Source organism: Methylobacterium sp. Leaf361 (assembly GCF_001424445.1).
Classification (GTDB): Bacteria; Pseudomonadota; Alphaproteobacteria; order Rhizobiales; family Beijerinckiaceae; genus Methylobacterium.
This window is the reverse complement of the sequence record NZ_LMPY01000056.1, coordinates 207,462-231,343: the sequence shown is the minus strand read 5'-3', so window position 1 is coordinate 231,343 and position 23,882 is coordinate 207,462. Positions and strand designations below refer to the sequence as shown.

Annotated in this window: 26 protein-coding genes; 10 read left to right on the top strand and 16 right to left on the bottom strand. The window is 73.2% G+C overall.

Features of this window, described 5'->3' with window-relative positions; translation table 11 throughout:
- Positions 1-16: 16 nt before the first annotated feature.
- A complete protein-coding gene (locus tag ASG32_RS27880; RefSeq protein ID WP_020092343.1) occupies positions 17-457 on the bottom strand; it encodes a DUF1489 domain-containing protein in 441 nt (146 codons plus the stop codon).
- A gap of 103 nt (positions 458-560) precedes the next feature.
- Entirely contained in the window at positions 561-1,883 is a 1,323-nt protein-coding gene (locus ASG32_RS27875) for a hypothetical protein (protein WP_056532701.1), read from the bottom strand.
- Between the two features lie 145 nt (positions 1,884-2,028).
- Here ASG32_RS27875 and ASG32_RS27870 point away from each other — a divergent pair, with 145 nt between their 5' ends.
- From ASG32_RS27870 to ASG32_RS27845, 7 genes are all read left to right on the top strand, one after another.
- Positions 2,029-3,204: an MFS transporter gene (locus ASG32_RS27870; protein WP_056532699.1), complete on the top strand. Its 1,176-nt coding sequence runs from the start codon at positions 2,029-2,031 to the stop codon at positions 3,202-3,204.
- 48 nt (positions 3,205-3,252) lie between these two features.
- The gene (locus ASG32_RS27865; RefSeq protein ID WP_056532696.1) at positions 3,253-4,407 is read left to right on the top strand and encodes an MlaE family lipid ABC transporter permease subunit; all 1,155 of its coding nucleotides are present in this window, start codon (positions 3,253-3,255) and stop codon (positions 4,405-4,407) included.
- A gap of 10 nt (positions 4,408-4,417) precedes the next feature.
- A complete protein-coding gene (locus ASG32_RS27860) occupies positions 4,418-5,227 on the top strand; it encodes an ABC transporter ATP-binding protein (RefSeq protein ID WP_056532693.1) in 810 nt (269 codons plus the stop codon).
- Between the two features lie 134 nt (positions 5,228-5,361).
- On the top strand, positions 5,362-6,444 hold the full coding sequence (locus ASG32_RS27855; protein WP_020092338.1) for an MlaD family protein: 1,083 nt from the start codon (positions 5,362-5,364) through the stop codon (positions 6,442-6,444).
- 121 nt (positions 6,445-6,565) lie between these two features.
- Positions 6,566-7,144, top strand: a complete 579-nt coding sequence (locus ASG32_RS27850) for an ABC-type transport auxiliary lipoprotein family protein (RefSeq protein ID WP_020092337.1) — start codon at positions 6,566-6,568, stop codon at positions 7,142-7,144.
- 251 nt (positions 7,145-7,395) lie between these two features.
- Positions 7,396-7,644 (top strand): hypothetical protein, encoded by a 249-nt coding sequence (locus ASG32_RS35420; protein ID WP_244492255.1) that lies wholly within the window; start codon positions 7,396-7,398, stop codon positions 7,642-7,644.
- Positions 7,641-8,414, top strand: coding sequence for an AraC family transcriptional regulator (locus ASG32_RS27845; protein WP_244492254.1), 774 nt, complete (start codon positions 7,641-7,643; stop codon positions 8,412-8,414). Before ASG32_RS35420 ends, ASG32_RS27845 begins: the two co-directional genes overlap by 4 nt.
- Here ASG32_RS27845 and ASG32_RS27840 read toward each other — a convergent pair.
- The 3 genes from ASG32_RS27840 to thiE form a co-directional block, all read right to left on the bottom strand.
- On the bottom strand, positions 8,389-9,015 hold the full coding sequence (locus tag ASG32_RS27840) for an XRE family transcriptional regulator (RefSeq protein WP_020092335.1): 627 nt from the start codon (positions 9,013-9,015) through the stop codon (positions 8,389-8,391). The genes ASG32_RS27845 and ASG32_RS27840 overlap by 26 nt on opposite strands.
- Before the next feature lie 136 nt (positions 9,016-9,151).
- Complete coding sequence (gene thiD, locus ASG32_RS27835) at positions 9,152-9,967, bottom strand: bifunctional hydroxymethylpyrimidine kinase/phosphomethylpyrimidine kinase (RefSeq protein ID WP_056532690.1); 816 nt, start codon at positions 9,965-9,967, stop codon at positions 9,152-9,154.
- Positions 9,964-10,692 carry a thiamine phosphate synthase gene (thiE, locus tag ASG32_RS27830; RefSeq protein ID WP_056532687.1) on the bottom strand — a complete coding sequence of 243 codons (729 nt, stop codon included), beginning with the start codon at positions 10,690-10,692 and terminating at the stop codon, positions 9,964-9,966. Before thiE ends, thiD begins: the two co-directional genes overlap by 4 nt.
- 217 nt (positions 10,693-10,909) lie before the next feature.
- Between thiE and ASG32_RS27825 the strand changes: the two genes are divergently transcribed.
- Complete coding sequence (locus ASG32_RS27825; protein WP_020092332.1) at positions 10,910-11,905, top strand: membrane protein; 996 nt, start codon at positions 10,910-10,912, stop codon at positions 11,903-11,905.
- Positions 11,906-11,914: 9 nt separating this feature from the next.
- Here ASG32_RS27825 and ASG32_RS27820 read toward each other — a convergent pair whose 3' ends face one another.
- From ASG32_RS27820 to ASG32_RS27795, 6 genes are all read right to left on the bottom strand, one after another.
- Positions 11,915-13,471, bottom strand: coding sequence for a serine hydrolase (locus ASG32_RS27820; RefSeq protein ID WP_056532684.1), 1,557 nt, complete (start codon positions 13,469-13,471; stop codon positions 11,915-11,917).
- A gap of 147 nt (positions 13,472-13,618) precedes the next feature.
- Positions 13,619-13,900, bottom strand: a complete 282-nt coding sequence (locus ASG32_RS27815) for a DUF333 domain-containing protein (protein ID WP_020092330.1) — start codon at positions 13,898-13,900, stop codon at positions 13,619-13,621.
- 13 nt (positions 13,901-13,913) lie between these two features.
- Entirely contained in the window at positions 13,914-14,732 is an 819-nt protein-coding gene (gene panB / locus ASG32_RS27810) for a 3-methyl-2-oxobutanoate hydroxymethyltransferase (protein ID WP_020092329.1), read from the bottom strand.
- A 123-nt stretch (positions 14,733-14,855) separates the two neighbouring features.
- Positions 14,856-15,452, bottom strand: coding sequence for a rhodanese-like domain-containing protein (locus ASG32_RS27805; protein WP_056532682.1), 597 nt, complete (start codon positions 15,450-15,452; stop codon positions 14,856-14,858).
- A 2-nt stretch (positions 15,453-15,454) separates the two neighbouring features.
- Complete coding sequence (locus ASG32_RS27800; protein WP_056532678.1) at positions 15,455-16,309, bottom strand: quinoprotein dehydrogenase-associated SoxYZ-like carrier; 855 nt, start codon at positions 16,307-16,309, stop codon at positions 15,455-15,457.
- Between the two features lie 42 nt (positions 16,310-16,351).
- Positions 16,352-17,314 (bottom strand): quinoprotein relay system zinc metallohydrolase 2, encoded by a 963-nt coding sequence (locus ASG32_RS27795; RefSeq protein ID WP_056532675.1) that lies wholly within the window; start codon positions 17,312-17,314, stop codon positions 16,352-16,354.
- A gap of 160 nt (positions 17,315-17,474) precedes the next feature.
- Here ASG32_RS27795 and ASG32_RS27790 point away from each other — a divergent pair, with 160 nt between their 5' ends.
- Positions 17,475-18,041 (top strand): TetR/AcrR family transcriptional regulator, encoded by a 567-nt coding sequence (locus tag ASG32_RS27790; protein WP_056532672.1) that lies wholly within the window; start codon positions 17,475-17,477, stop codon positions 18,039-18,041.
- Here ASG32_RS27790 and queC read toward each other — a convergent pair.
- The 4 genes from queC to ASG32_RS27770 all read right to left on the bottom strand — a co-directional run bounded on the left by queC (position 18,028) and on the right by ASG32_RS27770 (position 20,929).
- Positions 18,028-18,747 carry a 7-cyano-7-deazaguanine synthase QueC gene (gene queC / locus ASG32_RS27785; protein ID WP_056532669.1) on the bottom strand — a complete coding sequence of 240 codons (720 nt, stop codon included), beginning with the start codon at positions 18,745-18,747 and terminating at the stop codon, positions 18,028-18,030. The two genes, ASG32_RS27790 and queC, sit on opposite strands and share 14 nt — an antisense overlap.
- Positions 18,737-19,093, bottom strand: coding sequence for a 6-carboxytetrahydropterin synthase QueD (gene queD, locus ASG32_RS27780; protein WP_020092323.1), 357 nt, complete (start codon positions 19,091-19,093; stop codon positions 18,737-18,739). Before queD ends, queC begins: the two co-directional genes overlap by 11 nt.
- A 100-nt stretch (positions 19,094-19,193) precedes the next feature.
- A complete protein-coding gene (locus tag ASG32_RS27775; RefSeq protein ID WP_056532666.1) occupies positions 19,194-20,147 on the bottom strand; it encodes a dihydrodipicolinate synthase family protein in 954 nt (317 codons plus the stop codon).
- A gap of 104 nt (positions 20,148-20,251) precedes the next feature.
- Complete coding sequence (locus tag ASG32_RS27770) at positions 20,252-20,929, bottom strand: GntR family transcriptional regulator (protein ID WP_056532662.1); 678 nt, start codon at positions 20,927-20,929, stop codon at positions 20,252-20,254.
- Between the two features lie 117 nt (positions 20,930-21,046).
- Between ASG32_RS27770 and ASG32_RS27765 the strand changes: the two genes are divergently transcribed.
- Positions 21,047-22,639: an ABC transporter substrate-binding protein gene (locus tag ASG32_RS27765; RefSeq protein ID WP_056532659.1), complete on the top strand. Its 1,593-nt coding sequence runs from the start codon at positions 21,047-21,049 to the stop codon at positions 22,637-22,639.
- 139 nt (positions 22,640-22,778) lie between these two features.
- On the opposite strand, the gene cobT is transcribed toward ASG32_RS27765, so the two are convergent.
- On the bottom strand, positions 22,779-23,819 hold the full coding sequence (cobT, locus tag ASG32_RS27760; protein WP_056532656.1) for a nicotinate-nucleotide--dimethylbenzimidazole phosphoribosyltransferase: 1,041 nt from the start codon (positions 23,817-23,819) through the stop codon (positions 22,779-22,781).
- Positions 23,820-23,882: the final 63 nt, after the last annotated feature.

Genomic DNA, 23,882 nt, shown 5'->3' with positions numbered 1-23,882 from the left:
GGGCGCCGCCCCGCCCTCACAGCAGGCCGAGGCCGACCAGCTCGCGCCGCAGGGCCTCGGGCATCTCGGCGAGGTCCCCCGAGGCCTCGGCCCCGAGATCGGCCGGCGCGTCGCTGGCCGTCAGGTAGCGCCAGCCCTGGAACGGCCGGTAGGGCCGGGGCGCCACCGGGACGAGCCGGGGATCGAAGACCAGCCGGCAGCGCGGGATGCCGTCCGCGTCGGTGAGCGGCTCGATCGCGGTGATCGCCTGCCGGCAGGACAGCGTCCCGCGGATCACCCAGTAGATCGAGCCCTGACCGGTGATCTCCCGGTGGCGCTTGGGCAGGGTGCGGGTGACGTGGAACGGCGCCGCTTGCCGTCCGTCCCGCAGCGCCTCCGCGCGGAAGCGGGCCTGCCGGGCCTCGAGATCGGCGATGGTGGCGGGGCCGACGCAGAGCTTGATCAGGTGCAGGGCCACGGATGCGCGTGCTCGGGGGTGCCGGGGGCGCCCCTGATAGCAGGGTCCGCGCCGGCGCGCGCCTGTCGAACCGCGCCGGAGCGCCGGCGCCGGGCCGGACCCGTCAGGCGAAGAGCGCGAGCCGCTGCTCCGGCGTCAGCGCGTCGATCTCGGCGAAGCTCAGGGCCGGCTCCTCCGGCGGCATCGCCGGCTCGGGGGCCGCCGCGACGGTCTCGCCCCAGGTGAGGTCGACCACGTCCGGCGCGATGTCCTCCTCGACGTCCGCCTCGACGTCCGCCTCGAACGCCTCCTCGATCGCGGTGGCGGGCTCCGGCGCGTCCGCGGCGGACGGATCGGCGACGGGAAGGGAGGCGACCTCCGGAGCCGGCTCCGGCTCCGGGGCGGCCTCGAGATCGACCGCCCAGTCCGCTTCCAGATCGGCCTCCGAGCCGGCCTCCAAGCCGGCCTCCAAGTCGGCCTCCAAGCCGGCCTCCAAGTCGGCCGCGGGTGCGGCCTCCGGCCCGTCCCCCGGCGCGGCGAGGTCCGGCTCCGGGGCGAATGCCAGCGCGGCCACTCCCTTCGGCTCGGACACGGCGTCCGGCTCGGCCTCCGCCACCGGCTCCGGCGCGGCCGGCGCTTCGGCCGCGACCTCTGTCTCCGGCTCGGCCTCCGGCGCCCGGGCCTCCGCCTGGACCGGCAGGAACACCAGATCCTCGTGCAGCGCCGGGCTGCCGGGGCGGGCCACGAGGGCCGCCACCGTGACGGCCGGCACGTCCATGGCGATGTAGCGGTCGATGTCGCTCTGGTTCAGATCGGCCGGCTCGCCGGCCGGCCGCGCGCCCCGGTGGGGCGGCACCCGCACCGCGTCCTCGCCCCAGATGGCGATCATCGCGGAGACCCGGTCCTCCAGGTAGCGCAGGGTGTAGACGATCCGGGCGGTGCGCTGCGCGGTGAGGTCCTGGAACGAGCAGGCCGTGTAGATCGCGGTCGCGTGGCGGTCGAGGGCGTCGCAGGCCTGCGCGTCGGCCCCGCGCTCGCGCAGGGTCCAGGCCGCCTCCTGGATCGACTCGGCGGCGCCGAGGATGTCGGAGGTGGCCTGCTCGGTCTCGCGCACGATGGCGTCGAGGGCGAGCGACGCCTGCGTCAGCCGGGTCTCGTCGCCGTTCGGGGTGTTGAGCGCCGCGATCTCGCCCTTGGTCCGGCTGATCGCGTCGGCCATGTCGAGGAGATTGCCGCGCAGGTGCCCGAAGGCCTCCTGCCCGCGGTCGGCGGTGACGCTCCGCTCCAGCCGCGCGATCGCCCCGAGCAGCACCTCGGTCTCGGCGCCCCGGTTGCGCCGGGCGTACTCGGCGAGGAACCAGCGGCCGCGCTCGCTGGCGCTGATCGTCGCCTCGATCGCCTCGTACTCGGCCGAAGCGTGCGCGCTCGGGTTGACGGAACCGAACATGGGCCTCTCTGGACGCTGAATGCGGGCGCGGCGGCGGCCCCGATGCGCGCCAATCGCGGCGAATTTGACAGAGGGCCTTTAACGGGCGCTTACGGACGCCGTCCCGGTCCCGCCTCCCTGCTAACCCCGCTCGTCGAGACCCGCCTTGCCCCGCCCGTCCGGCCCGGCGCGCCTGTCGCTGCTCTACGCCGTGGTGTTCACCGAGATCGGCATCGCGATGCCGTTCATGCCCCTGTGGCTCGACGCCCTGGGGCTCGATGCCCGGGTGATCGGTCTCCTCCTCGCCCTGCCGATCGCCACGCGGATCGCCGCCACGGCGCCGCTGATGAGCCTCCTCGACCGCGGCCTCGGGCCCCGGCGGCTGATCCTGCTCGGCAGCCTCGCCCTGAGCCTGTCCTACGCGCTGATGCCCGCCGCGGCCGGGATCGGGTGGCCGCTGCTGGCCGGGCTGATCGTGCTCAACGCGGTCGCCGGCGCGCCGCTCGTGCCCTGCATCGACTACCTGACGCTCGCGGCCGTGCGCCAAGACGCCCGCCTGACCTACGCGCGGATCCGGATGGCGGGCTCCATCGCGTTCCTGCTGGCGAACCTCGCGGGCGGGCTGCTGCTGACGGCGCTCGGCGGCCGGCTCGCCGTGCCGCTGCTCCTGACCGGCCTCGCCCTCGGCGCGGGTCTGGTGGCGTGGCGCAGCCGCGCGGTGGCGGCCCTGCCGCCGGCGGCGGCGGGCGACGGCCGGACGCGGCTGCCGCGGCGGCTCTGGCTGTGCATCGGCGCGGCGGCCGCGATCCAGGCGAGCCACGGGGCGATCTACGGGTTCGGCAGCATCTACTGGACCGGCCAGGGCATCCCGCCGACCTGGGTCGGCGCGCTCTGGGCGACCGGGGTGCTGGCCGAGATCGCCCTGTTCGCCGGCCTCCCCGCCCTGCCCGCCGCCTGGCGCGGCCCGGTGCGGCTCCTCGGCGCCGGGGCCGTCGCGGCGATCCTGCGGGCGATCGGCATGTACCTCCTCGGCGACCATCTCGCCGCGCTGGTGCCGCTCCAGTGCCTCCACGGCCTGACCTTCGGGGCGACCCAGCTCGGCGCCATGGCGGCGGTCTCGGCCTACGCCCCCGACGGCGCGCGGGGCCGGGCGCAGGGCACGCTCAGCGCGGTCAATGCCGGGATCTCGGTGGTCGCGACCCTGGGGAGCGGCGTCGCCTACCGGGCCGGCGGCCCCCTCGCCTTCCTGCTGATGGCGCCGCTCGCCGCCGCCGGCCTGGGCCTCGCCCTGGCCTCCCGCCGCGCGCCGGGGGTGAGGTTGGAGACGGATCGTCAACCGTAATGTCGTCATAACCGCCGGGCAGGGTGGTGCCTCGATCGAGGAGTATGGGTGTTGCTGAGCGAGGGCACTGTTCCCGGCGCCTTGGCCGGCGCCGCGCTGCGGGACCGGTCGGCCGACGGCCGCCTGGCGCTCGACGGCCGCTGGACCGCCGACCAGGCCCCGACCGTCGAGGCCGCGGCCGCGCGCATCGCGGCGGCCGGCCGCGCCGGGCCGGTGGCGGTCGACCTGTCGGGGATCGAGCGCCTCGACACGCTCGGCGCCTGGGTCCTGGAGCGGACCCGCGCCGAGATCGAGCAGGCGGGCAGCGCCCTCACCTATCTCGGCGCCCGCCCGGAGCACCGCACCCTGCTGGGCGAGGTCCGGCTGCGCGAGCCGGACGCGCCGCCGCCGCGGCGGCACGGCCCGGTCGTCGGCCTGCTCGACGCCACCGGGCGCCGGACCGTGCAGGGCGGCCGCGAGTTCGTCACCGCCCTCGCGTTCCTGGGCGAGCTGATCGCCGCCTGCGGGCGCGTCGCCCTGCGGCCCGGCACGTTCCGCGGCAACGCCCTGATCAACCAGATCCAGCAGGTGGCGCTCAACGGCACGCCGATCATCGTGCTGATCTCGTTCCTCGTGGGCGGCATCGTCGCCCAGCAGGGCATCTTCCAGCTCCAGCGCTTCGGCGCCCAGACCTTCGTGGTCAACCTGATCGGCCTCCTGATCCTGCGCGAGATGGGCGTGCTGCTCACCTCGATCATGGTCGCCGGCCGCTCCGGCTCGGCGATCACCGCCGAGATCGGCTCCATGCGCATGCGCGAGGAGGTCGACGCGCTCCGGGTCATGGGCCTCGACCCCGTCGAGATCCTGATCGTGCCCCGGGTGCTCGCACTGATGATCGGCCTGCCGATGCTGACGCTGATCGGCGACCTCGCGGCGCTCGCCGGCGGCGGCCTCACCGCGATGCTCTACGGCGGCCTGACCCTCGACCAGTTCCTCGTCCGGCTCCAGGCGGCGGTGGGCGTCCACCACGTCATGGTCGGCCTGATCAAGGCGCCGTTCATGGCGCTGACGATCGGGGTGATCGCCACGATCGAGGGCTTCGCGGTCGAGGGCTCCGCGGAATCGCTCGGCCGTCACGTCACCGCGTCGGTGGTGAAGTCCATCTTCATGGTCATCGTCCTCGACGGCCTGTTCGCGGTGTTCTTCGCCGCGATCGATTTCTGAGGCCGCCGCGATGAATGCCCCGATGACCGCCTCGCCGAATGGCCCCGCCCCGATCATCCGCGTGCGCGACCTCGTGGTCGGCTTCCGCGACCGCAACATCCTGAAGGGCCTGAGCCTCGACATCCGCGCCGGCGAGATCCTGGGCTTCGTCGGGCCCTCGGGCCAGGGCAAGTCGGTGCTCACCCGGACGATCCTGGGCCTCAACCCGAAGCGGGCCGGGACCATCGAGGTGTTCGGCCGCGACGTCGACGAACTCACCTACGCGGAGCGGCGCCGGATGGAGCAGCGCTGGGGCGTGCTGTTCCAGCAGGGCGCCCTGTTCTCGGCGCTCACCGTCAAGCAGAACATCCAGGTGCCGATGCGCGAGCACCTGAACCTGTCCGAGCGCCTGCTCGACGAGTTCGCCCGGCTCAAGATCGAGATGGTCGGCCTGAAGCCCGACGCCGCCGACAAGCTGCCCTCGGAATTGTCGGGCGGCATGATCAAGCGCGCGGCGCTCGCCCGCTCCCTGGCGCTCGACCCCGAGATCCTGTTCCTCGACGAGCCGACCTCGGGCCTCGACCCGATCGGCGCGGGCGAGTTCGACGACCTCGTCTCGACCCTGAAGGAGACTTTGGGCCTGACGGTCTTCATGGTCACCCACGACCTCGACAGCCTCTACACCGCCTGCGACCGCATCGCGGCGCTCGGCGACGGCCAGATCATCGCCGCCGGCACGATCGACGAGATGCTGGCGAGCGACCATCCCTGGCTGCGCTCGTACTTCCACGGCAAGCGCGCCCGGACCATCGCGACGGGGGGCGCCTCGGCCCATGCCTGATCCCGTGCCTGATCCCGTGCCTGACCCGATGCCCGATCGCCGCCGTCCCACCCAGATCCCGCCCTGCTCCCCTCCGGGAGCCGGGGCTCCAGGCCCGGCCGGATCTCCGCCGGCCAGAACCGCAGGTTGAGCGCATGGAAACCCGCGCGAACTACGCCCTGATCGGGGCTTTCACGATCGCCGTCATCCTGGCGGGCTTCGGCACCGTGCTGTGGCTCTCCGGCGGCTCCTCGCGGCAGGTCAGCCAGCTCGTCCGCATCGTCTTCTCCGGCTCGGTCGGGGGCTTGTCGCGCGGCTCGAGCGTGAACTTCAACGGCATCAAGGTCGGCGAGGTCACCGACATCCGCCTCGCCCCGCAGGATCCCCGCCGGGTGCTCGCCACGATCAAGGTCGATCCCGCGACCCCGCTCCGGGCCGACACCCGCGCCCGCCTCGACTCGGCGATGCTCACCGGTGTCTCGGTGATCTCCCTGTCGGGCGGCAACGCCGACGCGCCGGTGCTGACCCCGATGGCCAACGGCGAGCCGCCGACGATCTTCGCCGATTCCTCCGACATGCAGGACATGATGGCGCTGGCGCGCCAGGTGGCGCAGCGGGCCGACGACATGCTGGCCCGCCTCGACCGGCTGGTCTCCGCCAACGAGGGGGCGATCAACCGGTCGCTGACCAACGTCGAGACCTTCTCGAAGACGCTGGCCGATGCCGGCCCGAACATCTCGGCGCTGGTCAAGGCCGTGGACGGGGCCAAGCTCGGCCGGGTGATCGACAACGCCGACCGCTTCTCGGCCGCCCTGTCCAAGGCCAGCCCCGACATCGAGGCCGGCCTGCACGACGCCCGGCTGCTCGCCGGCAAGCTCAGCGCCTCGGCCGACAAGATCGACGCGGTGCTGAACGGCGCCCAGAGCTTCCTGGGCTCGGCCTCCGGCCAGGAGGGCTCCAGCACCTTCACGGAGATCCGCGCGGCGGCGATCTCGGTGCGCGACGCCGGCAAGGCGTTCCGGACCATGTCGGAGAACCTCGACAAGCGCACCGCCAGCATCTCGGCCAATTTCGGCCGGCTGAGCGGCACCGGCCGCCGGGAGGTCGAGGCCCTGTCGGGCGACGGGCAGCGGACGCTGAGCACCCTCAACCGCACCGTGCGCAGCCTGGAGCGCGACCCGAGCCAGGTGATCTTCGGCGGCAAGCCTTCGTTGCCTGAATACAACGGTGGCCGGTGAAATGCCGCGTCGCCGGGCGGATGTGTCCCGGCGCACGGCACGGATGCCGCAGCGGATTAGTTTTAACCGCATAGCTTATACAGCTCCGCCGTTCGCCGGCGGGGTCCTTCAGGTCATGCGTATGGTCCGCTCGTCCCACATCGCCGCCGCCGCGCTGCTCGCCGCCCTCCTGGGCGGCTGCGGCGGCGCGGCGCCCCTCACCTTCGACCTCGCGGCGCTGCCGGCCGCGGGGCGGCCGATCGCGGCCGGCCGCTCGATCGCGGTCTCGGAGCCGGTGAGCATCCAGCCCTTCGAGGCCGACCGGATCATCGTCCGCGAGAACGGCGGCGCCCTGTCGTTCCTGGGCGGCGGCCAGTGGGCCGACCGGCTGCCGCGCCTGATCCAGACGCGGCTCATCCAGAGCCTGGAGAATTCCGGGCGGCTCCGCTCGGTGAGCCGGCCCGGCGACAAGGTCGTGGCCGACTACCAGCTGATCAGCGAGATCCGCGCCTTCGACGTGCAGTCCGGGACCGGCGAGGCCGTGGTCGACCTGTCGCTGAAGCTCGTGGCCGACGGCACCGGCAGGGTTGCGGCGGCGCGGATCTTCACGGCCCGCGTGCCGGTGTCCAAGATCGATGCCGGCAGCGGCGCCCGCGCCCTCGATCAGGCGCTGAGCATCGTGCTGGCCGACGTGGTGCGCTGGGTGAACAGCGGGCGCTGACGGCCCCGCGGCCGGGCCGCGCCGACGCCCCGCCGGGGCGGGGCGCTCGCGACGGAACGTCCTCCGAATGCCAGCCGTGCGGATCCGCTCCACGGCCCGACAGGCGCCACGGGTGATGGGAGGGGCCCGACGGTCCATCGTGGGCGCGCGGGATTTCCTGCCGATCAATCCGTGTCCCGCGGCGCCGCGGCGGCGTGCGTGGACGGGGCGCGGTTGCAGTTCGCAGCAATCGCGGTCATACGGCTGCCGCGATGCAGACTCTGTTCTCAACTGAAGGTGTATTGGAGAAGGACAAATTTCGCCTTTGGCGAGATGTCTGCGAAGATCGCCTGGTTCCGATGGCGCAGACTTGTCTCAACGACGAGCCCTTTCACGCGACGATCGAGGGGGCCAGTATCGGCGGCCTGATCTTCACGAAATTCGCGCTGCGCAACCTGCGGCGGCCACGACGCCGCGCACGCTTCGCCATGAAAACCACAAGACCGACCACCTGTTCATGAGCATCGTGCTCTCGGGACAGGTCCGCGCGGATCAGTACGATCGGTCGAGCACGGATCGGGTCGGCGACTTCTCGATCCGGGATACGAATACACCCTGGACGATCGAGCACAGCGGCTACAGCGAGGTGCTGGCCATCGGGATCCCGCGGGAGCGGCTGGAGGGGGCTCTGGGCTCCGCGCGCCTGTTCGCCGGCGTGACTGTCGGCGGCGATCTGCCGACCGCGACCCTGACCCGGTCGTTCCTGGGCAACCTGCTCAGCCTGGGCGACCGGCTGACGCCCCAGGTGGCCGAGAGCATGGTCTCCACGGGGCTCGACCTCATCGTCGCCAGCCTCGCGGAGCGGCTCGCGCGGGAGGCGCAGCGGCCCGTCCAGGACAGCGTCGTGGTGCAGCGCGCCCGGGCCTATCTCGAGGCCCATCTCCACGATCCGACCCTGGACCCGCCCCGGCTCGCGGCCGCGGCCGGCGTGTCCCTGCGCCGGCTGCAGGCGCTGTTCCGCGCGCAGGACCGGCACATCTCCGACTGGATCTGGCACCGCAGGCTCGAGGCGGCCGCCAAGCGCTTGGCCGATCCGGGCTGCCTCCACATGCCGCTGGGGACCTTGGCGTATGGCTGCGGCTTCCTCAGCCAGTCCCACTTCTCCCGCCGCTTCAAGGAGCGCTACGGCCTGAGCCCCCGCGACTACCGCGTGCGCGCCCTCGCGCGGGGCGCCGAGGGTGGGCCGGAGGGCCGACCGGGCCGCCTCACTCCATCACGGCGGCCTTCATGATCACCACCATGGTGGCCCGGGCCGGACCGTCCGTGCAGCGCACGAGGTGGGGCCGGTCGCAGCGATAGCGCAGGGTCTCGCCGGCCCGCGCCCGCTGCACGACGCCGCCGATCTCGACCTCGAACGCCCCCTCGGTGACCGAGAGCGACTCCACCGAGCCGCGCTGGTGCGGGTCCGAGTCGAGGACGCCGCCCGGGTCGGCCGTGACCTCGTACCATTGCAGCCACTCGATCGTCTTGAGCCAGCCGATGATCGCCAGCCGCACCTTCCCGTCCTCGGAGACGAGGATCGGCGTGTCGGCCCGGGAGGTCTTCTCGATAAACGGCTCCTCGTCGCCGGCCGCCAACACCCGCTCGATCGACACGTCGAGGGCCTGGGACAGGCGCCAGATCGTCGCCAGCGTCGGGTTGGTCTCGTTGCGCTCGATCTGGCTGATGATCGACTTGGCCACGCCGGACTGCTCGGCGAGTTCCGAGAGCGACAGGTTGTAGGCCTTGCGCAGCCGCTGGATGGTCTTGCCGAGCTGGCCGGAGAGCACCTGCGCGCCGGTCAGCAGGTCGCGCCCGCGCGCCCGGTCGGGCCGTTCCGCCTGATCCTGCATCGTCCCCGATCCGCCTGCACCGTTCCATTATCCGAACGATCGTACGCTTCTTCAAACGCAATCGACGCCCGGTTGCAAGGCGGCGGGCGGCGTGCGCGGCGGCGTGCGCACCGGAAAGCGGCGGCCGGATCGGCCTCTAAGTCCAGACGGCGTGGAAGTGGTGGACCGGCCCGTGCCCCGTCCCGACCGCGAGGCTGTCCGCCGCCGCGAGGGCGGCCGTGAGGTAGGCCTTGGCCTCCGCCACCGCCTCCGGCAGGGCCAGGCCCTGGGCGAGGCCCGCCGCCACCGCCGCCGAGAGGGTGCAGCCGGTGCCGTGGGTGTTGCGCGTCGCGATCCGCGGCGCCGACAGGGTCCGCAGGGTGCCGTCCGCCGTGACGAGGTGGTCGATGCTCTCGCGCCCCGCGCCGTGGCCGCCCTTGATCAGCACCGCCCGGGCGCCGAGGGCGACCAGCCGCCGCGCCTGGGCCACGATCGCTGCCGCGTCCGCGGCGACGGGCTCGCCGAGGAGCACCGCCGCCTCCGGCAGGTTGGGGGTGATCAGGTCGGCCCGCGGGAGCAGCCGCTCGCGGAGCGTCGCCACGGCGTCGTCGGTGATCAGCCGGTCGCCGCTGGTGGCGACCATCACCGGGTCGAGGACGACCGGGATCGACCCGGCGTGCCGGGCGAGGCCCTCGGCGACCGCCGCGATCACCGCGGTCTGCGACAGCATGCCGATCTTCACCGCCCTCACGGCGAGGTCGGAGAACACGCTGTCGATCTGCCGGGCGACGAACTCCGCCGGCACGTCGTGGATGCCCTGGACCCCCGTCGTGTTCTGCGCGGTCAGCGCCGTGATCACGCTGGCGCCGTAGACGCCGAGCGCCGAGAAGGTCTTGAGGTCCGCCTGGATGCCGGCGCCGCCGCCGGAATCCGAGCCCGCGATCGTGACCGCGATGGGCGCGGGGCCGCTCATCGGGCGCCGGCCCGCTCCGCCAGGGCGCCGTCGATCCGCGCGCGCAGGTCGCGGGCGCGCTGGCGCACCGACTCCGCGCCGAACAGCGCGGTGATCACCGCGACCCCGTCCGCCCCCGCGGCGACCACCGCGGCGGCGTTGTCGAGCCCGATCCCCGCGATGGCGCCGAGCGGCAGGCCGGCCCCGCGGGCGAGGCGGGCGCGGAAGGCGATGCTGGCGAAGCCGTCGAGGCCCACCGGCGGGTCGGGATTGTCCTTGCTGGTGGTGGCGAACACGCCGCCGATGCAGGCGTAGTCGACGGGCAGCCGGTACAATTCGTCGGCCTGGGCGGGCTTCTTCAGGGTGAGGCCGATGATCGCGCCCTCCCCCAGCAGCCGGCGGGCGTCGGCCGGGTGGAGGTCGCCCTGGCCGAGATGCACCCCGTCGGCTCCGGCCGCGAGGGCGAGGTCGACGCGGTCGTTGACGAGGACCGGGACGCGGCCGCCCACCGCCGCCAGGATCGCCCGGATCCGCGCCAGGGCGGCGCGGGCATCGGCGATGTCCTTCTCGCGGTACTGGAGCAGGGTGCAGCCCCCTGCCACCGCCTCGGCGCCGAGCTCCGCCAGCCGCGCCCCGTCGGCGCCGCAGACGCCGACATCGAGGAGCCCGTAGAGCCGCAGGTCGACGGCCCGGCTGCCGGTCGGGGTCGAGGGGGAAGCTGCGGGGGAAGTCGCGCTCGCTGGCATCGCTGTCGTCGCTCGGTCCGCCTCGGCCGGTCCCGTGCCAGCCTACCCGGACCCCTGTTTGGGCAGGGCTCGCGGCGTTGGCAAGCGGCGGGTGGACAGCGGTGCGTCGACGGGCCCCCCCGCTCCGTCATACGGCGGCGTTGACGCGCGGCGATCCTGTCCCCCTATAGGTGGGATCCGCTACGGCGCATCCCGGGGGACGGACGGTCGAGGAACGATGACGGGTGCCGCGGCGCAGACGGACGCGCGCGGGGGGCAGGCCCCGCCGGAGCGCTCCTCCGTAGGCCTCGTCGCGGTGATCGTCGCCGCGACCAAGGGGGAGCCGCGCGCCCTGACCATCCGGGTCCCCGACCAGGCGCCCGGCCGCGGCGACGGCCTGCCGGCCGGCCCCCTCGTCCCCGAGCACGCCACGCTGGAGCGGGGCCTGCGCGCCTGGGTGGAGCGGCAGACGCACCAGCGCCTCGGCTACGTGGAGCAGCTCTACACCTTCGGCGACCGCGACCGCTCCGGCACGGCGACCCTGTCGGGGGTGCACTCCCTCTCGGTGGCCTATCTGGCGCTCGTCCGCGAGGAGCGGCCGGCGGGGCTCGCCGAGGCCGCGTGGCAGAACTGGTACCGCTACCTGCCCTACGAGGATTTCCGGCAGGGGCGCCCGCGCCAGCTCGACGCCATCGAGGCGCGGCTCGCCGAATGGGCGTCCGAGCCCGCGGACTGCGCCACCCGGACCCGCCGCCTCGACCGCCTCGGCCTGACCTTCGGCATGAACGGCGGCACGTGGAACGAGGAGCGCGTCCTGGAGCGCTACGAGCTGCTGTTCGAGGCCGGGCTGATCCCGGAGGCGCGGGGCAATCCCGGCCCGGCCCTGCCGAACGACCCGACCGGCGTCCCCATGGCGTTCGACCACCGGCGGGTGCTCGCGACCGCGATCGGCCGGCTCCGGGGCAAGATCAAGTACCGCCCGGTGGTGTTCGAGCTGATGCCGCCGGAATTCACCCTGCTGCAGCTGCAGAAGACCGTGGAGGCCCTGTCGGGGACGCAGCTGCACAAGCAGAACTTCCGGCGCCTCGTGGCCCAGCAGGGGCTGGTGGAGGAGACCGAGAGCGTGACCAGCGGCGCCGCCGGCCGGCCGGCGCGGCTGGTGCGCTTCCGCCGGGAGGTGCTGCTGGAGCGCCCGGCCCCGGGCCTGCGGCTGCCGTCGCGGCGGGCGGGGTGACGGCGGCGGTCAGTCTCGCCGCGCCAGGGTGCCGAGCCCGCTCGCGTCGAGCGCGTCCACCGTCACGGCGGCGGCCCGGCCGTCGCTGCCGATGGCGAAGCGGACGGCGGAGGGGCGGTCGGGCGCCTCGGCGTCCGGGAAGCTGAGGAAGAGGTCGCGGTCGAAGTGCCGGAGGGGGTAGCGGCGCGCGCCCGCGGGGCCGACCGTCAGCGTCAGGGCGCCGTCCGCCTCCGCCACCACGGCCTCGCCGACATAGGCGTTGGCGTAGCGCCCGGCATAGGCCGAGAGCGCCAGGGGCGCGGCGGGCGGCGCCGGCGGCGTGCCGTAGGCCGCCTTGTCGGCGGCGATGCCCGGCGCGAACAGGTTCTCGTAGGCCGCGCCCCAGGCCGTCACCCAGTCCCGGCCGACGCGGCCGTCGAAGACGAGGTCGGCGAAGCTGTCGGCCAGCCCCTCCGGCACGCCGGACGGGAAGGCGTTGGTCAGGACGAGGATCCCGAGACCGGCCTCCGGATGGATCGAGACGAGCGTCTGCGCGCCGACGCTGAAGGCGCCCGCGTGGCCCCAGACGAGGCCGTGGCGGCCGTACTCGACGTTCCAGCCGAGGCCGTAGAAGGACGCGCCGCCGGTCACGGGGTTGCGGCCGCGGGCCATGAGCGGGGCGTGCGTCTGCGCCAGGGCCGGGGCCGCGACGCGCTGCGCGCCCTCGAAACGGCCCTTGCCGATCACGAGCCGCAGCCATCGGGAGAGGTCGCGGACATCGCTGCTGACGCCGCCGGCCGGTGCCTGCGCGTCGGGATCCCGCTCGATCTTGGCGGTCCAGACGCCGCCGGCCCGGACGTGGAGCGCCGCGCGGTCGGCCCGGCTGAGGAAATCCGCGTGGGTCGTGCCGGTAGCGGTCATCCCGAGCGGCCGGAACAGCCGGTCCCGGGCCACCGCCTCCCAGGGCTGGCCGGTCGGCTTCGCGGCGGCGACCGCGCCCTCGGTGAAGCCGAAATTGCTGTAGGCGTAGCCGGCGCGGAAGCTGGAGGCGGGCGGCGCGAGGCGCAGCCGGTGCAGGATCGCGTCGCGGCCGAAGCCGATCGCCTCCAGATCGTCGCCGGCGGTCCCCGGCAGGCCGCTGCGATGGTTGAGGAAGTCGCGCACCGTGACCTGCGCGGTCGGGTAGGGCTCGTGCAGCTGGAAGGCGGGATCGAGATCCGCGACGCGCGAATCCCAGTCGACCACCCCGTCGCCGACCAGGGCGGCCACGATCGTCGCGGTGACGGGCTTGGACAGGGAGGCGATCTGGAAGACCGTGTCGGGGCCGACCGGCTCTGGCTTCCCGGCCTGCCTGAGGCCGTATCCCTTCAGGAGGAGCGTCTCGTCGCCGAGGACGACCGCGACCGCGAGGCCCGGCACCGCTCCCGCGTCGACGGCCCGCTGCGCCAGCGCCTCCAGCGCCGGCAGCTGCGCCTCGACCTGCGCCCGCGTCAGCGTCCCGGCGGATCCGGCTCCGGGCCCGGCCGCGATCAGGCCGAGGGCGAGGCACGCGCCGACGAGGCGCCGGCGCGATCGGGCCCGCTGCATGAGTCGTCGATCCCGCCTGAGAGAGCTCGGACCTCGAGAGTGGCATCGTCGGGCCGGCGAAATCAATCGCCCCGCCCCGGGCCGCGCCGCGAATGCGCGGGCCGGCCCGACGGACACGGACGAAGACTGTTCGGGAACCGGGCCGGGCTAGCGGAACGGGTCGGCGCCGGGTGCCGGCTTCACGCCGCGGAGCATCCGGTACAGCGTCCATTCCTCGACGATCTTCCGCCCCGGAAGGGCGCAGAGCCCGATCGTGCCGCCATCGGGCAGCTTCGCGAGGATCGTCTGCCCGCCCATCGTCGCGCAGAAGGCCGAGGCCGGATTCTCCAGCGCGCGGGCCGGCCCCGATCCGGCAAGGGCGGCGCAGACCGCGAGCGCGCGGACAGGCCACGCGGCGGGCGCCCTCCACGGTCCGATCATGCGCGTCATGGGCCGCCCTGCCCTAACCGTAGGTGTGGTCGTCGGCCGGGAACCGGCCGGCCCGGACCTCGTCCGCGTAGGCCTTCACGGCGTCCTCGATGTGGGTCCGCAGGCTCCCGAACTGGCGCACGAATTTCGGCGTGCGCTCGGACAGGCCGAGCATGTCCTCCAGCACCAGGATCTGGCCGTCGCAGACCGCCGAGGCGCCGATGCCGATCGTGGCGGCGGTGACCTGGGGGGAGGTCGCGATCGCCCGCGCCACCGGCTCGACGATGCCCTCGAGTACGATCGCGAAGGCGCCGGCCTCCGAGATGGCGCGGGCATCCTCCAGGAGGCGGCGCTCGTCGTCGGGGGCCCGGCCCTGGACCTTGAAGCCGCCCATCGTGTTCACCGCCTGCGGGGTGAGGCCGATATGGCCCATCACCGGCACGCCGCGCTGGACGAGGAACGCCACCGTCTCGGCGAAATGGGCGCCGCCCTCCATCTTGATCGCGCCGGCGCCGGTCTCCTTGAGAACCCGGGAGGCGCTGAGGAAGGCCTGCTCCCGGCTCGCCTCGTAGGAGCCGAACGGCATGTCGACCACGACCAGCGCCTTCTGCGTGCCGCGGATCACCGCCTGGGCCTGGAGGATCATCATCTCCAGGGTCACGGGGATCGTCGATTCCATCCCGTGCATCACCATGCCGAGGGAATCGCCCACGAGGATGAAGTCGCAATAGGGATCGACGATGCCGGCCGTGTGGGCGTGGTAGGCGGTGAGCGCGATGATCTTGCGCCCCTCGGCCTTGCGCTTGCCGATATCGACCGCCCGGAGCCGTCGGGACTGCACGACCTGCGACATGGTTCAGACCTCATTCCCGCCACTCGGGACGCGGCGCGGGCCCCCTCTCCCGCCCGGGAGAGCGCGCGCCCCGCCACGCGAGCCTCGTTCCGCGGCGTCTCTTACAATGCCCGGCGATGCGGGTCAGCGCCCCGCCTGCGGCTCGGCGCCCGCCTTCCAGTCCGGATCGACCGTCAGGTTCGCGGTCTCGTGCATCTCCTGCCAGCCCTCGACGCCCTCGGGGAACCAGCGCACGCCGGTATAGCCCTTCAGCACCAGCCGCTTGGCGGCGTTCCAGCTGCCCCAGCACTCGACGTGGCAGAACACCACGACGGGCTTCGCCTTGTCGCCCCCGGTCAGCGCCGCGACGCGGGCGTAGAAGAGCGCCTCACGCGCCGGCGCCAGGGGCTCGGCGCCGGCCTCCGGCATCCAGACGGCGCCGGGGATCGACGGATGCACCGGCAGCCAGAGGCGGCCCTCCGGGAAGTTCGACGGCTTGCGGTCCGGCGCCGCCACGTCGAGCAGCACCGGCTTGTCGGGGCCGGCGATCAGGGCGGCGACGGCGTCGGCGTCGACCACCGCGGCGCCCTTGAGGGTCGGCGGCGTGTAGCCCTTCGGGGGACCGGCGTAGAGCCCCTCCGGCTCGGGCACGTTCACCGGCGAATCGGCCGGCGCCGCGGCGAGGCAGAGGAGCGCGGCGCAGGCCGCCGCGGCCCGGCCGGTCAGGAGGAGGCGCCGCATGGTCAGTTCGTCGGGCTCGGCGCGGTGAAGCTGTGCTGCCACTGGCCGCCCTGGTTGTCGGAGGCCGCCACCTGGATCGGCTTGCCGTCCGGCTTGAACGCGAAGTTGATCACCGGGTTCGACGCGATCGAGATGTCGCCCGTCATGGTGAAGACCTTCCGGTCGCCCGCCGAGACGGTGAGCTTGTCGATGTAGCGCGCCGGCGTGTAGTCGCGGGTCACCTGGTTCATCTGCATGCCGGAGAAGTTCGGGTGGCGGATCATCAGCGTCGCCTCCACGGGCTTGCCGGCCGCCGCCTCGGCGAACTTCATGCGCATTTCGCCCATGCCCTTCATGGCCTCCTCGTCGCTCATCCCCATCGGGGCCGAGCAGCCGCCGGAGGCCTTCACGAACTGCTTGGCCTCGTAGAGCTTGCCGTCCATGGTCTCCACCACGGCGTGCATGTCGGTGTAGTTGTTGACCCGCACGCGCAGCTTCAGCTCGGCCGGGTCGGCGGCCGGCCCGAACTCGAACTTGGCCGCGTAGGGCGCCGGGTTGTCGTCGATGATCAGCGAGACCGCCTTGATCTGCCCGTCCTTGGGCATCGTCAGGGTGATCGGCACCAGGGCGGCGTCGAGCGCCCGGGCCGGCGCCTCGATCTTCACGACGCTGTCGGTCGGGGCGATCTGGCGGTCGCCGAAGATCGACTTGGCGATCTCCTGCCAGCGGGCCGCCCGCTCCTGATCGGTGTCGGAGGCGCCGGCTGCCCGCGCGGCGCCGGCGAGCGGTCCCGACAGCGCCGTCGTCGCCAGGACGAGGCCGAGGGCGAGGCTGGAGAAGGTCTGTCCGATGAAGGTCTGTCCGATCCTGTGCGTCATGGCGTGCCTCCCGATTGGCTTGGATATGGGGATCCTAAAAACCTATTCCCACTCGAGTTCCTGGTAGGCCACGGTGACGTTGCGGCCGTTGTAGGTGTCGAACAGGGCCCACTTGTCGCGCTGGTCCGCCGCGACGCTGGTCACGGCCTTCTCGATGGGCACGTCCTTGGCGATCGCCGCCCGGGTGCCGTCGCGCAGGGCGGTCAGGTAGCCGGAGAGGTCGGCGAGCGCCGGGGCGAGGTCGACCGCGACGGGGCCGTGGCCCGGGACGGCCCGGGCGGGACCCATGGCCTTCAGCCGCTCGATCTCGGCGAGCCAGCCCTTGAGGCTGCCGTCGAGGGAGGGGATCCGGTTCACGAACAGCAGGTCGGCGGGGAACAGCAGGCCGCTGCCGGAATCGATCATCGACAGGTCCGAGGTGGTGTGCGCCGGGCCGTGCGCCGTGAAGGTCAGGCGCCGGTCGCCGAGGTCGATCTCGGCCGTGTCGGCGACGGTCATGGTCGGGTAGACCACCGGCCCGGTCCGGTCCTCGCCGAGCAGGTCGATCAGCCGCTTGCGGTAGAACTCGCCCCGGGCCGCCAGGGCCTCGGTGAGCTTGGCGTGGCCGATGAAGACCGGCTTTTCCTGGACGAAGGCCCCTGCCCCGAAGACGTGGTCCGGGTGGACGTGGGTCAGCACCACGTGGGTGATCGGCTTGTCCGTGCGCTTGGCGATCTCGGCGCGCAGCCACTGGCCATCGGCGAGGCTGCCGCCGGACTCGGTCACCACCACGCCGGTCCTGCCGACGAGGAAGCCGATATTGGCGATGGCGTCGGCGTTGTCGCGGGTGGCGTCGGCGATTAGGCCCTTGCGCACGTACAGGCCGGGCCCGACCTCCTCCATCGTGAAGCTCTCGGCGGCGCGGCCCAGCGTCGGCAGGCAGCACAGGCAGAGCCCCGCGAAGAGGGCGTGCCGCCGCGTCGGCCCGGCGGCCTGCCTCCGCGGATGGACGGCGCGTGCCGTCATGCCGAAACCTCCCGATCTTGCCCGTTCTTGATTGTCTACCATTAAGTAGGTAGATTAATCGTCCGTCAAGGGGCCGCCGGGAGCCGGTCCCCGCCGCGGCCGCACGTTCGCGTGACTTCGTGCGTTGATGAGGGCGCGTTTTGGAGCGACGATCGCCGCGATGAGGGATACCCGCGCCGAGTTGCTGATGCAGGCCGAGACCCTGGTGCGGGGCCGCGGCTTCGCCGGCTTCAGCTACGCCGACCTCGCGGCGGCGGTGGGCATCCGCAAGGCGAGCATCCACCACCACTTCCCCACCAAGGTCGATCTCGGCGCCGCCCTGGTGGCGGCCTACGCGGCGCGCTACGCCGCGGCCCTGGAGGTGATCCGCCGGGACGTGCCGGACGGGCCGGGCCGGGTCGAGGCCTACGGGCGGCTCTATCTCGGCGGCGTCGAGCAGGGGCTCGGCTGCCTCTGCGCGGCGCTGGCCATCGAGGGCGAGGCCCTGCCCGAGCGCCTGCGCCGGGACGTCGCGGCCTTCTTCGCGGACCATCTCGCGTGGCTGGAGGGCATCCTGCGCGCGGGCCAGGCAGATGGCAGCGTGCGCGGCGGCGCGGATCCGGCGGCGCTCGCCCGCTACGTCGTCGCCACCCTGGAGGGGGCGCTCCTGATGGAGCGCCTGTTCGCGAGCCCCGACGCCTTCCGGGGGACGCTGGCGGTGCTGGTCGACGGCCTCAGGCCGCAGTGAACCGGGCGTAGCCGTCCGCCCGCAGGCGGCAGGCCGGGCAGGTGCCGCAGCCGTAGCCCCAGGGATGCCGCTGCCCGCGCTCGCCGAGGTAGCAGGTGTGGCTCTCCTCGACGATCAGGTCGACCAGCGGCCGCCCACCGAGGCTCTCGGCGAGGTCCCAGGTCTGCGCCTTGTCGAGCCACATCAGCGGCGTGTGCAGCACGAAGCGCCGCTCCATGCCGAGATTGAGCGCCACCTGCAGGGCCTTGATGGTGTCGTCGCGGCAATCCGGGTAGCCGGAATAGTCGGTCTCGCACATGCCGCCGACCACGTGCCGGAGCCCGCGCCGGTAGGCGAGCGCCGCCGCGAAGGTCAGGAACACGAGGTTGCGGCCGGGCACGAAGGTGTTGGGCAGGCCCGACGCCTCGTAGCCGATCGCGGCCTCCCGGGTCAGCGCCGTCTCGGAGACCTGCCCGAGGGCGTCGAGGGCGAGCGTGTGGTCCTCGCCGAGGCGGGCCGCCCAGGCGGGATCGAGGGCGGTCGTGCCCGCCCGCAGGGCCGCGCGGCGGTCGAGCTCGACCCGGTGGCGCTGGCCGTAGTCGAAGCCGAGGGTCTCGACGTGGTCGAACCGGTCGAGCGCCCAGGCGAGGCACGTGGCCGAATCCTGGCCCCCGGAGAACAGGACCAGCGCGGCGCGGTCCCCCGGGATGGCGGCGTCACTCGCCATCGTACTCGGCCCAGGACATCGGGGTCTCGGCGACCCGCACGAGCGCGAGGCCCGGCAGGTCCGGCCGGAGGCGCTGCCAGATCCAGGCCGCGATGTTCTCGGCGGTCGGGTTCTCCAACCCCTCGATCTCGTTGAGGCAGTGGTGGTCGAGCCGGGCGAGCAGCGGCCCGAAGATCGACTCGATGTCGTAGAAGTCGATCACCCAGCCGGTGTGGGGATCGACCGGGCCGGCGACCGTCAGCTCGACCCGGTAGGAATGCCCGTGCATCCGGTGGCAGCGGTGGGTCTCGGGCACGTTCGGCAGCCGGTGGGCCGCCTCGAAGGTGAAGGCTTGGGTGATCTTCATGGACGGTTCGCGGGTAAGGCCGATCTCGCCCCCGCCATAGCGCCGACGGGCGGTCCCGCGCAAAGGCGGGCTGCCCTGCGTTCGGCGGCGCGGCCGGGGATCAGGCCCCGGCGCCGGCCTCCGACCACTGCGCGTACCACGCCTTGAACAGGCGCAGCTGCGTCTCCGCGTAGTGGCGCTGACCGGCGCTGAGCGCGTCGGTGGCGTTGAAGTGCAGCGCGTATTCCGGGTTCCCCTCCAGCACCATCAGGTGCTTGTAGTAGAGGACGAGGTCGGTCCCCTCGTCGAAGCTCGACAGGATCGCCAGCGCGGCGTCGAGTTCCTCGGCCCGGCGCCGGGCCCGGACGTCGCCCGCGGCGGCCTTCTCGCACAGGGCGACGAGGTGGAGCACCTCCCGCGGCAGGACGTTGCCGATGCCCGTGATGGCGCCCCGGGCGCCGCAATTGACGTAGCCGTGCACCACCTGGGTATCCACCCCGACCATCAGGGTGATGTCGGGCGACTGGCCGGTGATGTGCTCGGCCGCGTAGGTGAGCGAGGCCGCGCCGCCGAACTCCTTGAAGCCGACGAGGTGCGGGTGGCGGGCGCGCAGGCGGAAGAACAGGTCTGCCCGGGTCTCGAACCCGTAATAGGGGCTGTTGTAGATCACCGACGGCAGGTCGACGGCCGCCTCCAGGATGCCGCCGAAATGCGCCTCCTGGGCCGCGGCCGAGCTGCCGCGCGACAGGACCCGCGGGATGATCATCAGGCCGTGGGCGCCGGCCGCCTTGGCGTGGGCCGCGAGCGCCGCGGCCCGCTTCGGGTTCTGGGCGCCGGTCCCGACGATTACCGGGACGCCGGCGGCGAGCAGCCGCTCGACGCCCGCCATCCGCTCCTCGTCGGTGAGCAGCGGCCAGTCGCCCATCGAGCCGCAGTAGACGGCCGCCGACATGCCGGCATCAACGAGCTCCCGCCCCTTGCGCGCGAGGGCGTCGAGGTCGGGCGTCCGGTCCGGCCGGCAGGGCGTCATCAGGGCCGGGATCGTGCCGGAGAAGATGTGTCGATCGAAGGCCATCGCCGGCTCGCCTGCTGGGAGGTGGGACCGTCCCGGCCGGCCTTGCTGGCCTCGTGGGGCGGCTCGCCCCTCCATGGCAGCGCCGCGCGAGTCTGGCAAGGATTTTATACAATCGCTGCCGAGCTTGCCGGGCCAGGCGCCGCGCCGAGGAACGCCATCAGCGCTGCGGCGACGTGGTCGATATGGTCGGTCAGGAGGGCGCAGGCGGCCGAGACGTGGCCGTTCCGGCACAGCCGGACGATCTCGCGGTGCTCGCGGTCGGCCCGCTCCAGCTCGGCGCTGTCGGTGGAGAGCTGGAGGCGGGTGTAGCGGTCGCACTCGGCCAGCAGCGAGCCGACCAGACCGAGGGCGCGGGGCCGCTCCGCCCGGCCGTAGAGGAGGAGGTGCAACTCCGTGTTGAGGGCGCCCCAGCGCGCCGTCGCGCCCGCCCGCAGGGCCGCGGCGTACTCCTCCAGCAGGGCGTCGGCCCGGGCGTAGTCGTCGTCGGTCAGGCGGGGCGCCGAGAGGGCCAGGAGGCGCGGTTCGAGGGCGGCCCGGAGCTCGAGGGCCTCGGCCGCGTCGGCTGCCGAGAGCGGCGCCACCATGGCCCCGCGATGGGGCAGGATCCGCACGAGGCCCTCGGCCTCGAGCTGGAACAGCGCCTCCCGCACCGGGATCCGGCTGGCGCCGAACTCCGCCGCGAGGCCGTCCTGGCGGAGCTGCGAGCCGGCCGGATAGCGGCCGTCGAGGATGCGCCGCCGGATCTCGGTCCCGATCGAGCCCGCGATGGTCCGGTTCTTCATCGTCTCGCTCCCGGTCGGCCCCGGATGCCCCGCAGGACCCTTGACGGCGGAGCTCCGGTGTTGAAATTGTATAAAATCAATCGGGCAACGGGCTCGATCACGACAAGGGTGCCCGCGATGACGCTCTCCCGCCGCCAGATCCTGGCCGGTACCGCAGGCGCGGCCGCCGGCCTCGGCCTCCCGCACCTGGTCCGGGCCCAGCCCGGCGGCGGCAGCGTGCTGCGCTTCATCCCGTCGACGCCCTTGCCGTCCCTCGATCCGATCGTCGCCACGAGCTACGTCATCCGCAATCACGGCTATCTCGTCTACGACACGCTGTTCGCCACCGACGAGAATTTCCGCATCCAGCCGCAGATGGTGAGCGAGTGGCAGACCGCGCCCGACGGCCTGCGCTGGACCTTCCATCTCCGCGACGGCCTCACGTTCCACGACGGCTCCCCCGTCGAGGCCAAGGACTGCATCGCGTCCATCGCGCGCTGGTCCAAGCGGGACGCGTTCGGCCAGACCCTGGCGGGCTTCGTGGAGGGGTACGGCCAGGAGGACGCGCGGACCTTCACGGTCGCGCTGAAGAGGCCGTTCCCCCTGCTCCCGGCGGCGCTCGGCAAGCTGTCCTCGAACGTGCCCTTCATCATGCCGGAGCGCGTCGCCCTCCAGGACGCGTCCAAGCCGATCGCCGACGCCACGGGCTCCGGGCCGTGGCGCTTCGAGGCGCGGGAATGGATCCCCGGCCAGAACGCGATCTACACCCGCCACGCGGGCTACCGACCCCGCGAGGAGGCGCCCTCCTGGGCGGCCGGCGGCAAGGTCGCCAAGGTCGACCGGATCGAGTGGCTCGCCATCACCGAGGCCTCGGCGGCGGTGGGCGCGATGATCCAGGGGGCGGTCGACTGGTACGAGCAGCCGGCGATCGACCTGATCCCCGTCCTCAAGGGCAAGCCGGGGATCGAGATCCGCAACGTGCCGCTCGGGCTGATCCTGCTGATGCGGTTCAACCACACGCAGCCGCCGTTCAACAATCCCGAGATCCGCCGGGCCGTGATGATGGCCATGAAGCAGGACGACTACATGCAGGCGGTGGTCGGCAGCCCCGAATATTACCGGGAGGCCAAGACCTTCTTCACGCCGGGCTCGCCGATGTCAACCGGGGCCGGCGGGGCCGCGGCCATGCAGGCGGACCTCGCCAAGGCCAAGGCGATGCTGGCCAAGGCCGGCTACAAGGGCGAGCGCGTGGTGCTGCTGGCCCCGGCCGACCAGCCGATCGCCTACAACCAGTCGCTGGTGACCCAGGACCTGCTCAAGCAGCTCGGCATGAACGTCGATCTGGTCTCGACCGACTGGGGCAGCTTCATCGCCCGCCGCGGCAACCGCGGGCCGGTCGATGCCGGCGGCTGGTCGCTGTTCCACACCCTCTGGTCGGGGGCCGACGTGCTGAACCCGGCGCTCCACCCGCTGATCCGCGCCAACGGTCAGGCGGCGTGGTTCGGCTGGCCGGACGACCCGACCCTGGAGGGCCTGCGCAGCGAGTGGATCGCCACCAGCGACGAGGCGCAGCAGAAGGCGCTCGCCGCGCGCATCGAGGAGCGGGCCTTCGCGGTCGTGCCCTACGCGCCCGCGGGCCTCGTGCAGCAGCCGATGGCGGTCAGCGCGAAGCTCAAGGGCATGGTGATGGCGCCCGTGCAGTTCTTCTGGAACATCGAGAAGACCGCCTGAGTCCGGGCGCTCCCGAGGAAGGTTCGTCTTTGCGAGCGCAGCGAAGCAACCCAGGGCAGCGGGCCGCTGATGGGCGTGGCGCCGCTGGATTGCTTCGCTCCGCTCGCAAAGACGCGAGGGCGCAGGTGCCCGCGCGTCTTCAGCCCGCGCCCTTCCCCGACACGCCGGCCTGCGCGAAGGTCGCCATGCCGGTGTGGCAGGCGAGCGCGCCCTTCAGCAGGCCCATCGCCATGCCGGCGCCCGAGGCCTCGCCGAGGCGCATGCCGAGCGCCAGCAGCGGCACCAGCCCGAGCCGCTCCAGAACCTCCGCGTGGGCGCCCTCCGCCGAGACGTGGCCGGCGAGGCAGTGGTCGAGGGCATTTGGGTCGGCGGCGTGCAGCACGGCCGCGGCGGCGGTCGCCACGTAGCCGTCGATCACCACCGGGATGCGCTGCAGCCGCGCGGCCAGGATCGCCCCCGCCATGGCGGCGATCTCCCGGCCGCCGAGGCGCGCCAGGACCTGGAGCGGGTCGTCGAGGTGGCCCGCATGGTGCGCGAGCGCCGCCTCCACGGCCGCGACCTTCCGGGACAGGCCGTCCCGGTCGACTCCTGTGCCGCGCCCGACCCAGTGGGCGGGGTCGCCGCCGAACAGGGCGGCGTAGAGGGCGGCCGCCACCGTGGTGTTGCCGATGCCCATCTCGCCGATGCCGAGGCAGTCGGTGCCGGCGGCCACCGCCTCCATGCCGAACGCCATGGTGGCGACCGTGGCGCGCTCGTCGAGGGCCGGCGCCTCCGCGATGTCGCCGGTGGGCATGTCGAGGGCGAGGTCGAACACCTTGAAGCCGAGGCCGTAGGCCGCGCAGATCTGGTTGATCGCCCCGCCCCCGGCGGCGAAGTTGTCGAGCATCTGGCGGTTGACCGCGTCCGGGAAGGCCGAGACGCCGCGGCGCGTGACCCCGTGGCTGCCGGCGAAGACGCAGACCAGCGGCCGGTCGAAGGTCGGCGGCGCCTTGCCCTGCCACGCCGCCAGCCACGTCACGAGGCTCTCCAGGCGTCCCAGCGAACCGGCGGGCTTCGTCAGGGTCGCGTCCCGGGCCGCGACGGCTTCCTTCGCCTCCGCGTCGGGGCCCGGCATCGCCTTCAGCAGGTTGCGGATGTCGTCGAAGGGGCCGGGTTCGGGAGCGGTCGTCGAATCGGTCATGGCGGCGATGATTTCCTGTGGGCGCCTCCGGACGGGGAGACTATACGGGAGCGGCGCGCGGTG